The organism is Pseudogracilibacillus sp. SO30301A (assembly GCF_037072025.1).
Lineage (GTDB): Bacteria > Bacillota > Bacilli > Bacillales > Amphibacillaceae > Pseudogracilibacillus.
Genome location: NZ_JAXHDD010000004.1, coordinates 119987 through 134962, shown reverse-complemented (window position 1 = coordinate 134962; position 14976 = coordinate 119987). Strand labels below are relative to the sequence as shown.

Genomic DNA, 14976 nt, shown 5'->3' with positions numbered 1-14976 from the left:
CTGAAGTTGCGATAGCTCTTATTATAGGGCGCGTTTTAGGGATAGAAAGAATCTATCATTTTGAAGAAGTCGAGCAGGAAACCCTATTAAACGCTTTTTTAAGTGGGAGAAATTGCCTGACTATACCACCTATTATAACGACTTACAACGGTTTGAAACTGCCGAAGATGTACATGGCTTAAAGGAAACAAATGAGGAGTTAACTAAACGGGTTTTATCCGAACAAGACCGCGTGATTTTGATTCATCAGTAAATACGGTCTATGGAAATCAGGAAGGCGCTGAGGTTGGTTATAATTCGACTAATCCTGGAAAGAAGAGCATGAATCCCCTTCACGTTTTTGAAGGCTCTAGCCGTTTATGCTTATATGCAAAGCTAAGAAACGGAAAGGCCTATACATCTGATGGCATGATCGAAGCCGCAGAGGAAGCCATGAAGCATGTCTGTTCTACAGCCTCTATTATGGCGAGATTTGACACAAAGTTGCAGGTAATTATTTGGCAAAGATAAAGAGTTGCAAATAGACATTCATCAGTATTTCAAAGGATTCTGACATTGACGAAAAAACTGTACAAATTATCTTTAGGGTAAGTGACAATGGGAGCTGATTTTTGACTTACAGCGTATATCTTTACGCACGAATACAACCTAAAAACTGTTGTTTGTTGGAGTAAAACAATATATAATTAAGATACAAGCGGCGGTTTTGAAAGTACCAAATTCCAGAACCGCCGTCATACCTTTTTAAAATAGGATTACGGAAGCTATATTAAGTTCGTCTTTTTTTAGAATACGGCGGTAGACCGAGTTAGTTATTGTTAGGGGGTGAAAGTTTTGGAGAAAAATACAGTACCAAACCAACCAGCATCAACTAAAGTTACTATCCGTCCGTGGATTGAAGAAGATCTCTCATTATTGCAAAGCATGAATACTGAAAAGATGTGGGAATACCTTGGGGGGCCGGAGACAGAGGAAAAGGTGATAGATCGACACCAACGCTATCTTAAAGCTGTTCCTGGTAAGACACGTATGTTCGCCATTATGTTTGGTGTCCATCCTGCAGGCAACGTAGGCTACTGGGAAACACAATGGCGAGATCAGGATGTTTATGAAATAGGGTGGATGGTTTTACCGGGCTTCCAAGGTAAAGGAATTGCAAAACGTGCAACAGCAAAGTTGTTAAGCATTTTACGAACTGATGCCCCCCACGGATTCGTACATGCCTTTCCATCAGTCGACAATTTAAAATCCAATGCAATATGTGAAAAATTAGGGTTTTTGTTTGTCGGTGAGACAAACCTTGAGTTCCCACCTGGCACTTGGATGAAATGCAATGATTGGCGTTTTAAATTATAAGGGAAAATATTCAACTGATTACTGATTATAACCTATTTCAAAACACCCGCCTTTGGGATTATTTCGATAATCAGCTCTACAGCTAACGGGCGCGTTTGTTTAAAAGTTTATTCAATCATCGGGTCTTTTGTAGAAGAGTGAAACTCAAGCAGAGGTTAATCCGTATTTAAAAAGAGGGTATAACGGGAATATTTCAATTCTTAAGGTAGGGTGAAAGGAAAAGTGAGCGAAAAAACATTTAACATAATCGGTTGGATTTTACTTTTAGTAATGGGGGTTTCTTGGATTGTATTTGGCTATTCAAGTTGGTTCTTGTTGTTACTCCCATTATCTTATATCAGCTTTTCAATTAGTGATGGCAGCATTAAAAAGTTAGGAAAACTGTCGATATCACAAGCTGTTTTAATTTTGTTTGCGTTAGCGGTATCGGTGGGTATTGTGTTTGGTCTAATTCAATTAGCAAATTACGTCATTAACGATAAATTACATCTTACAGGAGTAATCAAGACATTCAGCCAGATAATTGCTATTATTATTTCATTATACCCTGTTAAGTTTACATTTGGCAGCATTGTTTATAAAGTATACGGTGGTTTAAATGCTAATAAATCTTAAGTTTTGTTTAGTATAAATCCAACAATCGCTCCCGTTTGCGGTATATTGTTTGATCGGTCAACTGATGTAATGCGTGCTCGCCCCACAAGCATGATTGCCCATTCCGCTTGCTGATGCCAATGTAATTCACGCACACCACCTGGAGTAAGAGCCATATTCACCCCAGCAATCGTAGTCGCAATTGGAAGTTGTCTAACTGTCACTTCGCGTGACCAGCCACCATGATTTAACTGCATATGGGAATCGGAGAAAGAAAACTTTAAGTTAGGAAGCATCCCCCGCATTGGTGGCGGGAGGAACAAGCATGTCGGGGTTCTCGTAGTCTCGCATAACGTCCCTTGGACCTAAATCCCACCAACCAGCGCCATCATTCCTTATCGGCTGTGGTATATTTCCGAAGAAGGCTTGATTTCGTGGTCTATCTCCATACGGCTCATCACCTTTCCTGTGTATTAGTCTAATTTTATGCAGAGTAAGTTGAAATTAAAATTTGTCCTCTATTGGTAAGAATTTTTTTTCAAATTATAATGCATAATGCTTCATTAAATTAATTAATTGATAGTATAAGAGTGATTCCAAGCAAATCCGGACGAAGCATTCTTCGATAAGCTCTAATTCAAAATTGTTGCAACTTAGAGTGAATCTTTCAATGCTTCCATTCTGTCAAGGGTAAAGGCGTTGCCCTCCGCTACGCTTCGCCCTTGACTCCATTCCAGAATTGGCTTGTTTTAGGGCGTGGACAAAAGGAAGAAAAATGGAAGGGGGATAAAACCTGGATTTCCTAGTTCCCCAGCATACATGATTCCTCTTTCTATGCCCCTGAGGCTCCGAGTGAGCCAAATGAATTAAGGCGTGCAAGGCGTAATTGGTGCTTTTGGAGAACTGCATATTTTCCTCCCTCCTTCCCTCATTCACTTCATTACGGGTCTATCTCATAAGCCCCCAAATGAACTTGGACACTAAGCTTCCCCCGTTGATTTCTCTGATTATTTATTCTGTTGCACCTGAAGAAGGGAGATTCGTCAAAGAAATCAGTAAAACTCTTTATCTCTCTCCAGCTACGATCCGCAACTACATCTCCGAAATTATTCAGAAGCTGGAAGCGAGAAACCGGATGGATGCCATCGCCATTGCCGAAAACAAAGGGTGGCTGCCGGAAGAACCATTTTTGTAATACAAAACTGATTTTATAGGGAAGAAAGGGTATAAATTCATTTCTACTACAAATTTATTCAAATCTGTCATCTGACTACTGATCTCTTAAAGACGAATAGCTTTTTTTCTTATGATGCAAGATTGAAGAATATTCATCCATTCATTATTTTATGAGAGAAGGAGATAAGAAAGGTGCCACATGTGATTGAAGTTGAAGGATTAACCAAACAGTACGGGGAAACTCGGGCCGTACAGGGGGTTTCGTTTACAGTCGGAAGAGGAGAAATTTTCGGTATCATTGGTCCATACGGTGCCGGTAAGACCACAACCATCGAGATTCTGGAAGGATTGCGGAAAAGAGATTCCGGAAACGTGCACGTACTCGGCCATGACCCCGGCAAGGAGTCCGACCGCTATCAATTAAATAAAAAAATCGGGGTGCAGTTTCAGGATACATCCATACAGGAGTTAATGAAGGTCAAGGAAGCGCTAAATCTGTTTGCCTCTTTCTATGACACACATGCTCTGGTAGACATCATTGAACAGTTACAATTGCAAGACAAACTCAATTCGTATTTCAAGGATCTTTCCGGTGGCTGGAAACAACGGGTAACGCTCGCTTTATCTGTTTTGCATCAACCCGAAATTGTATTCTTGGATGAACCGAGCATGGGGCTCGATCCGCAGGCACGCCGCGAGTTGTGGGAAGTCATCCATACCCTGAAGGAACAAGGAACCACCATCCTGGTCACAACGCATTATATGGAAGAAGCCGAAAAACTTTGCGATCGGATCGCCATGGTGTACGATGGTCGAATCCGGGCACTTGGAAAACCGAATGTGTTGCTTGAAGACCTGGCGACAAACTACCTAGCGTTTGAGAGTTTCGATGTTGAACCAGATGTTTTGATCGCCCTGCCCAGTGTGATTCATGTGGATTAATCCGGGGATCGGATGAGAATTCAAACGGATAACCTCCAGCGATCTGCCTACCTGGTTTTAAAAGAATGTGATGAACGCAGTTGGAAAGTGACCGCATTTCGTTTCGAGCGAGGCACACTTGATGATTTGTTTGTTCACCTGTTAAAGGAGCGATCAACATGAATAAAATTGTGAACCTGTCGGTAATAGAAACAAAGTTATTTTTTCGAGAAAAAATGGCCGTGTTCTGGACCTTTTTGTTTCCGGTTCTGAGATCTGGTTATTCGGGGCGATGTTCGGAAGCGCAAAAATCGGTGGGATGACATATAGCAATGCTTACATCCCGTCCCGGATTGCGGTGAACATCTTGACCACTGCGTTTTTCGGAATCGGAACGGTGATGGCCAACTATCGTGAAAAAGGCATTTTGCGACGCTATCAGGTCACAACAGTAAGGCCCTGGATGGTGTTAACGGCGCAAACCGTGCAGGGAACCGTCATTTTTACCATCAGCGCCGTAATTATTCTCATTTTTGGATACCTCGTCTTCAATTTACATGTACCGAAATATTTGGGGAGCACCTTATTGACCATCCTATTAAGCCTGGTTGCCTTCTTCCCGTTCGGACTGTTGATCAATTCAATTGCCAAAAACGTTCGGACTGCCTTAGCCATCAATTCACTTGCCTTGAATTTGATGATTTTTCTATCGGCACCTTTCCGATTGAATGGATGCCAAGCGTATTACGTGTTATCGCCCACATCCTTCCGCTTTACTACGTCATTGATTTAATAAGGCAAACATGGAATTTCACCCGATTTGGGAGAATGGCGTGGATGTTGCGGTTCTCATTGGTGTCGCCATTATATCTATTATTTTGTCCTCACGGTTTTTCCGCTGGAGCGGGGAATAAGATGATTATGTTTGAGAAATCTTTACAAAAATATGCTTTTATTGGGAAGTAGTATTTAACCTTGACATATTTTTAGTGCGGGTGGTGTTGGCTTCACTGGTACTACCCCGAAAATGGGGTTTGTTAATTTTGTGCTTGGAAGTAAAGTAACCATCTATCTGTTACACTGATAGATGGTTACTAAGGTTGTTTAAAAATAAGCTTTTTCTTTTATTCTATAATTTTATAGGAATCATGAAAAAGGTAAGTTTTGGGAAACGAATAGTTGTATTCGCCATCTATTCTTGAGTTTGAAGTGCTAAACGTATACCTAATCCAATATAAATCAATCCGACAATTTTCTCGACTTTATTAGCAAAAATGCCTGATGTTTTGAACATCTTTGCTCCAATGAAACTTGTACAATAAGCCAAAAAAGAAGTGAATGCAATACTCATTAGTACAAATACAGTACCCAGAACAACAAGTTGTAATGTCACACTACTTCCGTCATTTTGGATAAATTGAGGTAAAAATGCTAAAAAGAATAATGCTGTTTTAGGATTCAATATTTCCGCTAAAAAGCCTTGTTTAATTGATTTCCAACTCGGGTTATTATCTATACTCACAGACGTTTGTTCAAGATTTGATTTTTCTTTTTGTTTAGTCTTTGTACGTAACATTTGAATCCCTAAGTAAAATAAATAAAGAGCTCCGATATATTTTACGATTTCAAATGCTAGAGCAGAACTTAATAATATCGCTGATAACCCTAAAACAGCGAACAACACATGAATACTATCCCCTAAGGCGATTCCACAAGCAGTCATAATACCATTCTTTCTCCCACTTTTTATCGTTTGAGAAATTGTAATAATCACTGCAGGACCAGGGACTAAAAATAAAAGAAACACAATGACAATAAATGAAAACATGTTGTCACTCCACCTCTCTACCATAAAAAAATCATAACATTTTCATTATCATGATATGCTATTTCTTTACTCAATCTAAAACTAAATGAATATCGAAATATTCTTTTTTATTATACAGAAAAACTGAAAAGGATGGTATGGAAATCTGACTTTCATACCATCTTTTTAAATAACTTTATTATTCGTAAACAACTCGTATACAGAGATATCGACGATCTGTTCAAAAATATAAAACATACTGTTTGTTGATCAAAATACGGTTGTTCACCTACCTTTACCAATCAGAAGAACCTTACGATGTCCCTAATCAAGTTTCTTGAATGAGTAATCATGGTACCGACGAAGGTTATGCATCTTATAAGGTAATACCCTCAGTTACTTCTCATGAAGCCTGGGGATTGGGTGTTTATTCAAACTTCACGAATGCTCCTGTAAAACTGCACAGTTATAAGTGTCCCTAACGTTCCAGGTATGAAAATGCATAACATGAATACACTCTGGCTGAACGGGGTAAAAGGAAGCGAAATTACCCATGTTATTAATAATATTGTAAAAAGTGTCTACAATCAAGAGCCCCAGAACCAAATAGTCAGGGAATTCTAAAGGGGTAAGGATACAGGTGCATCAGAGATAAAAAAAGCCATTCAATATTATGAAGATGATCCAGCTGCTTTTGCCAATCAACAGGTTGTTCATGCATTGAGCCTTCAGTTGTCGGCCATAGATCATTTTGAGAAAGAAAAAAAGGAACAAAAAGTGATGAAGCATTTAGAAGGTTTTACTGTACTGCTGAATCACCAAAAGAACAGTCATTTGATTTCTGATGAAGCCTACCAACCAACCCCTTAAAGTAGGTGCAATTTTTTATTAGCGAATACCCACGGTGGTGACTGATAAGTTATTGGTTTATCGCCTTTGCAGCTTTGAGTTACCATTTGGAGAAAACTGGAGATTGTATTGATTAACACGTTGATATCAAACGGGTGATTGCGTCTATATACAAATTAGAATATAGAGATGATGTAAAATAGTACTTGTAAACCAGCCTTCACCATGTTTTCAAGGTAGAGGCTGGTTTCGTGTTGCTATCATAAGTAAACAGAAAAAATGGTCATGCGAGAGCGCGTCAAAGTAATTTCACCTACATCTCCAACTGTAATGCTCAGATATAGCGTTTGGGAGATCGTTTCTGAGACCATTTGAGTATTAAGTCCTGTGGTATATGGTTGCATTTGAAAAAAGTATCATTATATTGGGTGAAATTGAAATATAAGTGTTTACAGTATCAATTCCTTTTGCCTGTGACCATTGCTATGAAATACAATTTGCATTAAATAAATGATCTGTACATTACCTTTTTCAAAGACTCTATTGATCTAGGTAGGAATCCTCACAAGAAAATTTCGAATAAGACAAGAGTAAAACATTAATTATAATTGTGCAAAGTTTGCGATCTCGTGTATGATTACTATAAAGTGACAAATTAACTTAAAAAATGCAGAAGGAAAGATGAAAATGTTTCCATATATGAAATGGATTACTTTGCGTATAACATTCGTGGCACAAGATGCCGGTCTATTACCACCCTATCTTGGCTCAACTGTAAGGGGATTGATTGGGCACAGCTTTCGCCAAATGGTTTGTTCTACACCTAATGTAAAATGTTATAACTGTAGTCTAGCAACAACGTGTGAATACGCAAACTATTTTGTGTCGCCTAAAAATGCAGCTGGATCCGTGAATCCTTTTGTATTGCATGTATTAACGAAAGATAAAACAACATGGCAGAAGGGGGATATATGTGAATTTGATCTGACTTTACTAGGTGTTGCTAGTGAAGAAACAAGCCTTATTGTGCAAGTCTTGCAACAAATGGAACACTTAGGATGGGGTGCAGCACGGATTCCATTTAAATTATTAAAAATAATAGATTCCACTACAAATCAACTGATTTGGTGTGAGAATAAGTTGTGGCTGAAAAATGCAAAACCAAAACAACTAATCTGTCATGACCGAGAGACGACCTTTGTATTTATGCAATTTCCTGACCCCTTACGTTTACAAAAAAGTAAGCGGTTAATTACAGCCCCCACCTTTGAAGATATCATTCGTGCAGTCACAAGAAGAATTGCTCTCCTATCCCATGCTTATGCTGGGTATAATTTGGAATGGGATGATGAGGATATGTTATTAGAAGCAAGAAAAGTTCGGGCGGTCAATCAGTGCTGGAAACAAGCAAAATTCAAGCGGTTTTCTATGAATCAAAAGAATCAGAGTTTAGAAATGGACACGATTACAGGATCAGTTTGTTATCAAGGTAATATTACCCCATTTACACCGCTTTTAGAAGCGGGAAAATTGCTTCATATTGGTCGTAATCCTACACATGGATTTGGCTACTACACAATTGATTACTTATGAGGTGATAGAAATGAACAGTAAGGTAATGACAAAATTAGTTGAAAACTATCGAAATCTTGAAAGGACGTTAATAACAGAACTTTGGATCGATGAAAGCAGTAATACATCAAGCGCAGAAGAAATATGGCAGCCCGTATTTAAGCGCATTATACCAACCAAATATAGCGTGGAGAAAAATGTTTACATCATTGACTCGTATCAAGGTGTATCAGAAAAAGTAAGTTTAGCAGTTTATGATGAACAGTATACGCCATATATATTTAACTACGGTACCATCAAATATATTCCGATTGAAGCGGTATTTGCAGTCGTGCTTTGTGAGAATAAAATGCTAAGAAAACAATTAGAAGAGAAACAAAACGATCAACAGGAACAATTGGGGCGAGCGCAGCAAAAGCAATCAGAAACATTAGGAGTATATACACCTTGGTTGAAATCCATTCAAGAGTTGAAGACTGATATGAACGCTTATGTTCGCATTCAAACAGCTCTATTAGACACAAATATACTTTCCCCAGGGCAAACCCAAACATCAACAAGACCGATTACGATTCTCTGTACCACAGCAGAAAAAGCTGATTTAGCATCCGGATTTGATATTATTTTGTCCGTATGTTTTAAAGAAGGTGAGCAAGAAGAAATACATAAACATATTTCTTGTGAAGATGCAGAATTACATACATGGTATGAATCGTTAAATCATTATAATTTAGATCGCTATGAGAATAAGGAAGAATTAAAAGATCTAAAGGGCAAGGGTATTCAAAGTACCGAACGTACGCTTAAGGATTTGAACGTAGGGAAAAATAATGTGTTACTTTCATTAATGTTTCAGTTCAACCAGTTGTTAATGCTGATTAACAATCCGATTTTTTTCCCGCATCAATCCTATGTTCGAGCATTTAACAGGGGAGGAGAGATGAGTGAGTGAAACACTTACGATGATTCAAGAACATTATCAAACTATAGCAGAGGCGATCTCCAATCAATTACAAATCGAGACACCTAATCATCACGTGACCTCTGGAACAAGCCGTGAACTCATTTGGTTGGATGTGTTTGCAAGTATCGTACCGAAAAAATTTCAACTGGCGCAAAGTGTCTTTTTAATCGATTCCTTTGGTCAAGTCTCTGCTGAAATCGATATTGCTATATATGATGAGCAATATACACCGTATGTTTTTAATTATGGCAATATGAAGTTTATTCCGATTGAAGCAGTTGCAGTAGCTATACAAAGTAAAAGTCACAATGTAGACACAGACAATGTGACAGCTTGGGCGAGCACAATTGATAAACTGATGCCAGTATTGAACTCCTATACACGGACTAAGCATGAATTGTCAGATACAAAGGTTCATTATAAAGAGCAAACACAAACGGCGACACGTCCCATTCTTATTCTATGTACACTAGCTAACCTAAGTACAAATAAAAAGGCAGATTTCACAAGAAGCTTTGATTTTATTTTACATCCTGATAAAGAAAACAAATTGCAAGTTCTGGTTACTGATGAAAGGGATATGGCGAATTGGTATCGAGAGCTTAATCATTACCATTTAGAACTCTACAATGCAAGCTACAACGAATTAAGCAGTTATCAGCCTAAATCTACGAGTGAACGAACTTTAAAAGGGCTCATAATTATGGATAAAAAGACAAATAAAAACCCATTGCTCACTTTTAATATGCAATTAAATCAATTGTTAATGGTGATCAATAATCCGATCTTTTTTCCGCATGAATCCTATGCACAGATGTTTAACGAAGCTTTGGAAATTCAAGAAAAAAAGGATGAGGTTAATATAATGAAAAAGTCTAATCATCATTATTTACTCGCTATTTATGATATTACAGGTATTCAAGACTATATCTTTGCTTCCAATCGCATGAAAGAGAATATGGGTGGCTCTTATATTGTGGGCAAAATGGTTGAAGAGTATTTTGTTGAAGTGTTGAAAAAGTGCGCTGAGAAATACAAGGTAGAGACAGAATGGAAAAGTAATAATAATACGGCAAATGACGTTCGAATTTTTGCTGACAAAAACCTGCAAGCAGAAATTATTTATATTGGCGGTGGAAATGCTCTAGTTATTTATAGGGATTGGGAGCTGTACACCCAAGCGAACCGCGCATTCGCACTTAAAGTGCTGCAAGAAAGTGCATCTTTAACACTGGCGACAGAGGCTATTCCGTTTACTTTGGAAACGAATAAACATTACGCACAATTATACTTCGAAGAACTCATGCCTAAGCTTGCAAAAACGAAAGCCGAGCAGATACGTACCAAACTCAATCAAACCTTGCCGATATTTGCCCAAGAGCCATTTAAGGGCGATCCGATTACACATGAGATTGACAAATCTCCTCTATCGACTGAGCAATGGCTTAAACGAAAAGCAACAGAGGGTAAAAGTTATTTGAAAGATTTTAACAATACTTTTGTCACAGAGACAGAAGATTTAAAGAAAAACAAAGGTGAGGACAGCTATATTGGTGTTGTACATATAGACGGCAATGGTATGGGAGATTGGCTTAAACGAGAATTAAAAGGTGCAGGGAAAAATTTGGATATGGAAGAGGTATTTAAAAAACATCGCGAATTATCGTTACGAATTACAGGTGTATTTAGAAAGACATTTGAAGAAACCGTGAATCATTTTAATAAACAGTCCAAAAAATTTCCTATGCGCCCGCTTATTTTAGATGGCGATGATGTTACGTTTATCTGTCAAGGAGATTTAGCCATTCCTTTTACACTCGCTTTTTTAAAGCAATTGGAAAAGGAAGAGGGTCAGATTCGTGCTTGCGCAGGGGTAGCTTTTGTGCATAGTCACTTTCCGTTTGAACTTGCTTACGACATAGCAGAGCAATGCTGCCAAAATGCTAAGAAATCTTACTATAGCAACTACAAAAGCACGACTTCCTCCTATTTTGATTTCTATTTGGTGCGGGGAAGTTACGTGAAGCAAATGGAAGAGAAGCGAGCAAGTCAGCCCTATCTTACAGACAAAATATACGATGTTAAAGAACTGAAAGCATTGTGGAATTTGATCGAAGACTTGAATCATGCAGAAAATCGTTGGCCACGTTCCCGTTTAATTGCTTTATATAAGGCCTACTTACAAGCCGATGAAATCGCAAAAGCGGATAGATCGAGAGAAGATGCAGGAACTGCGGTGCGGCTTGTAAAAGATGAAGCGGAATCACGAGGTTATCAGAACATTGATGCTGATGAACGGATGCTTTTTGATGCGCTACAGTTAATCGACTTTGGCAAAGATAAGGAGTGGACTTTATGATTAGATTTGAACTGTACATCCATTTAAAAAGTGATGTAAGCCCTGGGAGTGGTGACAGTGTAGCAGGTCTCGTCGATCATGAAATTACACATGAAAATGGCATACCTATCATTCCGGCCAAACGTATTAAAGGTGCATTGCGCGGTGTCGCCAAGGAATTAGTCGATTGGGGGGGTACGAACGAGAAAGCGGTAAATCAATTGTTTGGCCAGGCAGGTCAACAATTTGCATCCGGTTTTAAGATCTATGATGCCAAGCTTTGTGCGATACCGGAAAAATATTTTGCTAGGAAAGAAGATATAGACAATAAACAATGTTCTCATCATGACGAGTTTTCCCTAAAAAATAAATGTTGTATTTCTAATTATGAGTCTTTCCTAGAACAGTTGAAATCCTATCGAGAAACAGATTTATTAGCATTATTTACAATGCTCTACACGAAAACAGCAACAGAAGACGGACAAGCACAAACGGGTACTTTGCGTACAATTCAAGTCATTAATAAAGGGCTTGTTTTTAAAAGCATCATCGACTTAGAGAATGCTGATCATAAACTGTTATTAGAACAATGTGTAAAAGGTTTACGCCGTATTGGCTACGGACGTACAAGAGGTTTGGGAGAAATTGAGTGTAAACTAAAGTCAGCACCAGCTTCTGTACAGGCCATTACAAATTCAGGCAAACGAGCGTTTCGAATTACCTTGCAACAGCCAGCTTTATTAGCAGGAAATAAGGGCCTTTATTATAGCTGTACTCAGTTTGTGCCAGGCAGCGCTCTATTAGGCGTTTTTGCAAGTCTTTATATTAAAAAACATCAACTGGGACAAGATGCTCATAAGCATCCAGAGTTTGCACGCCTGTTTTTACGAGGGGGTGTGTCTTTTGGCTACGCCTATCCAGAAGTGAATCACCATCGATATATGCCTTGTCCTGCCCATATTCAATGGATCAAAAATACCGATAAAGCGATGTTCGAAAATCAAAAAACAGAAGAGGCTGTGTTACGGAAAATCGGCGCATTCGTACATATAGAAGAAGATAAGCTACGGTTACACGAACCAGAGCAACAATTTCGTATGCACCATTCCAGACCTGCTGATCGTCAATATGGCCGGGCCTTAAATGACACCCCAAATGCTATTGTGCAAGGTGATGAGGGTCAATTTTATTACTATACATCTTTAAGTGCCGGACAAAGCTTTGTAGGTGAGCTCAAAGGAGAACAACAAGATATTGACATGCTCGTTTCCTTGTTGAAAGAAGTGAATCACACCATTCATCTGGGGCGTTCACGGACGGCAGAATATGGGGCTGCAAAAGTGGAAATGATCGATCAATTGCCCAAATTTAACATGGAGCAGGCGCAAACAGGAGATCGACAGGCCGTTATTTATTTAGCAACGCCGCTCACTCTGCAAAACGAACACGGTCGTTATATAGCAGATCCATCTTTATTAATAAAGCAATTCGAAAGGGAAGTTGGCGCTGATTTACAAGTGGACAAGCTATATCTGAAGCAAACCATTTTAACAGGTTATCATGCAAAATGGCGTTTACCGAAACAAGAGCGACCAGCATTGGATGCTGGAACAGTACTCGTTGTATCTACAAATAAGGAAGTAGACTGGTCGTTGCTAGAAAGAAAACAATGGGGAGAAGAAAACAGCCAAGGTTGCGGTGAAGTTCTCGTATTAAGCAATGAGAAATTGCCAGGAATTTTGCATTGTGAAACGGTTAAAATGAATTTGCATACATCTAAGCAAGTTTCTCAATTGGATGATCAGTTGACTAGTATCCTTGAGTCTATTCATAAAGAAATAGAAGTTACAAAAACAACGTTGAAAGAAAAGAGAGAAGCACTTGAGCTTGCAAAAAGTCAGGTGATGCTATTCGAACAATATAGCAACTCGCAAATTTATAAATTGGAGCAATATTGTTTACAAAACGGAAATTTTACATTACCAAAGGAGTTTCCTGATAAACTTATAAAATTTGGGGATAAAAAATTGAAGGAAAATTCTCAGACCTTTATTCAATACTTTTTTCATGCAATTAAGTTGGAGGTGAGGAAAAATGGTTAAAAATAAAATAGTTCGGCGTACGTATATCCGTTTGAAAGGAGAGCTTGCCACACCATTGTTAGCAGGTTCAGGTGAAAATATTCATACAGATATGGATGTGTTACGCGATTTTTATGGAACCCCCTTTATCGCTGGAACCGCCATTGCAGGAGCATTTCGGGATTGGTTAGAATCAATCAGCACAGCGGATCAGCAAGCCATTGGCGAAGAGTCCATCCATTCTCTGTTTGGAGCGAAAAATACCGATGAGAGTGATTTTAGGCAAAGTCGTATTTTTATATCCGATCTTCAATTGGATTGCCAAAGAGTTATTAAGACCCGTGATCATGTAAAACTAAGTGATAAAATTGCATACAAAACTGGGAAATTCGATGTGGAAGTTATTGAAACGGGAACCCCTTTCACAATGTATTTGGAATATATCGAACGAAACAGTTCAAAGGCGGATAAGGATAAGCAAATGGTGCATGCTCTTATAAGTGCAATGTCCAATGGGGAATTAACCTTGGGTGGGAGAACAAATCGTGGTTACGGGAAGCTGGCCATAACTGAAGTACGGGAAAAAGAGTTTTTATATACGAGTCCAAAGGAGGTCCAAAAATGGTTAGACTGGTCAAGGGATAAGTTTGAAAGAGCACAAGATATTACGCATACTCTATCTAAATACACGATTTTGGAAAAGATCGAAGTGCCTTTAACCATTAAATATACGCTTTTAATTCGTGATTACAAAACAATGGATGATTTAGACTATACTTTTCTACGAGCTAACAATCAACCTGTTATTCCAGGATCGACATGGGCAGGGGCATTTCGCCAGCGCTTGGAAGATATCATTATACAAGTAACGGGCAAGAAGCAGGAACATGATATTGTGGAGGAATTATTCGGTTGTAAGCATGGGGATAATCATGCCACACCTTCCATTCTACAGTTTGAAGAGTCGGTCGTGACGGATTCAGCTCCGTTAACAAGAACACGTAATGCCATTGATCGCTTCTCAGGTGCAACCATTGACGGTACGTTATTTACAGGTGAGTCTGTATGCAAAGGGCAAACCAGTTTAATCATTCGTTGGCGCAAACAAGGTGTTCGTAAATCATCTGTCATTTCGGATGATGCAATTAAAGGCATATTGAATTGGCTCATTCAAGATTTAGCTGGGGGTTTGTTAGCAATAGGGGGAGAGACGTCAGTAGGGCGAGGGATTTTTGAATTAATAGAAAAGCCTATTCAAACTATTGACAAGCCAGAATTTGCGAAGGCGGCTATTGATTACATTTGTGGGGGGAAATAG

At 38.8% G+C, this 14976-nt stretch carries 12 protein-coding genes and 2 pseudogenes; 12 read left to right on the top strand and 2 right to left on the bottom strand.

Annotated elements, in window-relative coordinates:
* Positions 1–112 precede the first annotated feature (112 nt).
* From SPD89_RS04145 to SPD89_RS04130, 3 genes are all read left to right on the top strand, one after another.
* Positions 113–253, top strand: a complete 141-nt coding sequence (locus SPD89_RS04145; RefSeq protein WP_336260690.1) for a hypothetical protein — start codon at positions 113–115, stop codon at positions 251–253.
* Between the two features lie 581 nt (positions 254–834).
* A complete protein-coding gene (locus SPD89_RS04135; RefSeq protein ID WP_336260689.1) occupies positions 835–1356 on the top strand; it encodes a GNAT family N-acetyltransferase in 522 nt (173 codons plus the stop codon).
* A gap of 222 nt (positions 1357–1578) precedes the next feature.
* Positions 1579–1971, top strand: a complete 393-nt coding sequence (locus tag SPD89_RS04130) for a disulfide bond formation protein DsbD (RefSeq protein WP_336260688.1) — start codon at positions 1579–1581, stop codon at positions 1969–1971.
* Positions 1972–2024: 53 nt separating this feature from the next.
* Here the strand turns inward: SPD89_RS04130 and SPD89_RS04125 are convergent.
* Positions 2025–2361 (bottom strand): annotated as a pseudogene (locus SPD89_RS04125) (cupin domain-containing protein); the annotation flags it as partial.
* A gap of 637 nt (positions 2362–2998) precedes the next feature.
* Between SPD89_RS04125 and SPD89_RS04120 the strand changes: the two are divergent.
* From SPD89_RS04120 to SPD89_RS04110, 3 genes and pseudogenes are all read left to right on the top strand, one after another.
* A pseudogene (locus SPD89_RS04120) lies at positions 2999–3145 on the top strand (response regulator transcription factor); the annotation flags it as partial.
* Positions 3146–3318: 173 nt separating this feature from the next.
* The gene (locus SPD89_RS04115; protein WP_336260687.1) at positions 3319–4068 is read left to right on the top strand and encodes an ABC transporter ATP-binding protein; all 750 of its coding nucleotides are present in this window, start codon (positions 3319–3321) and stop codon (positions 4066–4068) included.
* A gap of 298 nt (positions 4069–4366) precedes the next feature.
* Positions 4367–4840 carry an ABC transporter permease gene (locus tag SPD89_RS04110; RefSeq protein WP_336260686.1) on the top strand — a complete coding sequence of 158 codons (474 nt, stop codon included), beginning with the start codon at positions 4367–4369 and terminating at the stop codon, positions 4838–4840.
* Between the two features lie 399 nt (positions 4841–5239).
* Here SPD89_RS04110 and SPD89_RS04105 read toward each other — a convergent pair whose 3' ends face one another.
* On the bottom strand, positions 5240–5875 hold the full coding sequence (locus SPD89_RS04105) for a LysE family translocator (protein WP_336260685.1): 636 nt from the start codon (positions 5873–5875) through the stop codon (positions 5240–5242).
* Between the two features lie 630 nt (positions 5876–6505).
* On the opposite strand from SPD89_RS04105, the gene SPD89_RS04100 reads away from it, so the two are divergent.
* From SPD89_RS04100 to SPD89_RS04075, 6 genes are all read left to right on the top strand, one after another.
* The gene (locus SPD89_RS04100; RefSeq protein WP_442961045.1) at positions 6506–6724 is read left to right on the top strand and encodes an FIMAH domain-containing protein; all 219 of its coding nucleotides are present in this window, start codon (positions 6506–6508) and stop codon (positions 6722–6724) included.
* Between the two features lie 666 nt (positions 6725–7390).
* Entirely contained in the window at positions 7391–8296 is a 906-nt protein-coding gene (cas6, locus tag SPD89_RS04095) for a CRISPR system precrRNA processing endoribonuclease RAMP protein Cas6 (RefSeq protein ID WP_336260683.1), read from the top strand.
* Positions 8297–8306: 10 nt separating this feature from the next.
* Positions 8307–9227: a DUF6602 domain-containing protein gene (locus SPD89_RS04090; RefSeq protein WP_336260682.1), complete on the top strand. Its 921-nt coding sequence runs from the start codon at positions 8307–8309 to the stop codon at positions 9225–9227.
* 10 nt (positions 9228–9237) lie between these two features.
* Positions 9238–11598, top strand: a complete 2361-nt coding sequence (locus tag SPD89_RS04085; protein ID WP_336260681.1) for a DUF6602 domain-containing protein — start codon at positions 9238–9240, stop codon at positions 11596–11598.
* The gene (locus SPD89_RS04080; RefSeq protein ID WP_336260680.1) at positions 11595–13679 is read left to right on the top strand and encodes an RAMP superfamily CRISPR-associated protein; all 2085 of its coding nucleotides are present in this window, start codon (positions 11595–11597) and stop codon (positions 13677–13679) included. Before SPD89_RS04085 ends, SPD89_RS04080 begins: the two co-directional genes overlap by 4 nt.
* Entirely contained in the window at positions 13672–14976 is a 1305-nt protein-coding gene (locus tag SPD89_RS04075; protein WP_336260679.1) for an RAMP superfamily CRISPR-associated protein, read from the top strand. The genes SPD89_RS04080 and SPD89_RS04075 overlap by 8 nt, the downstream gene beginning before the upstream one ends.

What these genes read in the sequence shown, in the direction of transcription:
- SPD89_RS04090 (WP_336260682.1), top strand. Translation starts at nt 8,307, where the DNA reads ATGAACAGTAAGGTAATGACAAAATTAGTTGAAAACTATCGAAATCTT.
- SPD89_RS04080 (WP_336260680.1), top strand. Translation starts at nt 11,595, where the DNA reads ATGATTAGATTTGAACTGTACATCCATTTAAAAAGTGATGTAAGCCCT.
- SPD89_RS04105 (WP_336260685.1), bottom strand. Translation starts at nt 5,875, where the DNA reads ATGTTTTCATTTATTGTCATTGTGTTTCTTTTATTTTTAGTCCCTGGT.
- cas6 (WP_336260683.1), top strand. Translation starts at nt 7,391, where the DNA reads ATGTTTCCATATATGAAATGGATTACTTTGCGTATAACATTCGTGGCA.
- SPD89_RS04075 (WP_336260679.1), top strand. Translation starts at nt 13,672, where the DNA reads ATGGTTAAAAATAAAATAGTTCGGCGTACGTATATCCGTTTGAAAGGA.
- SPD89_RS04085 (WP_336260681.1), top strand. Translation starts at nt 9,238, where the DNA reads ATGATTCAAGAACATTATCAAACTATAGCAGAGGCGATCTCCAATCAA.
- SPD89_RS04110 (WP_336260686.1), top strand. Translation starts at nt 4,367, where the DNA reads ATGACATATAGCAATGCTTACATCCCGTCCCGGATTGCGGTGAACATC.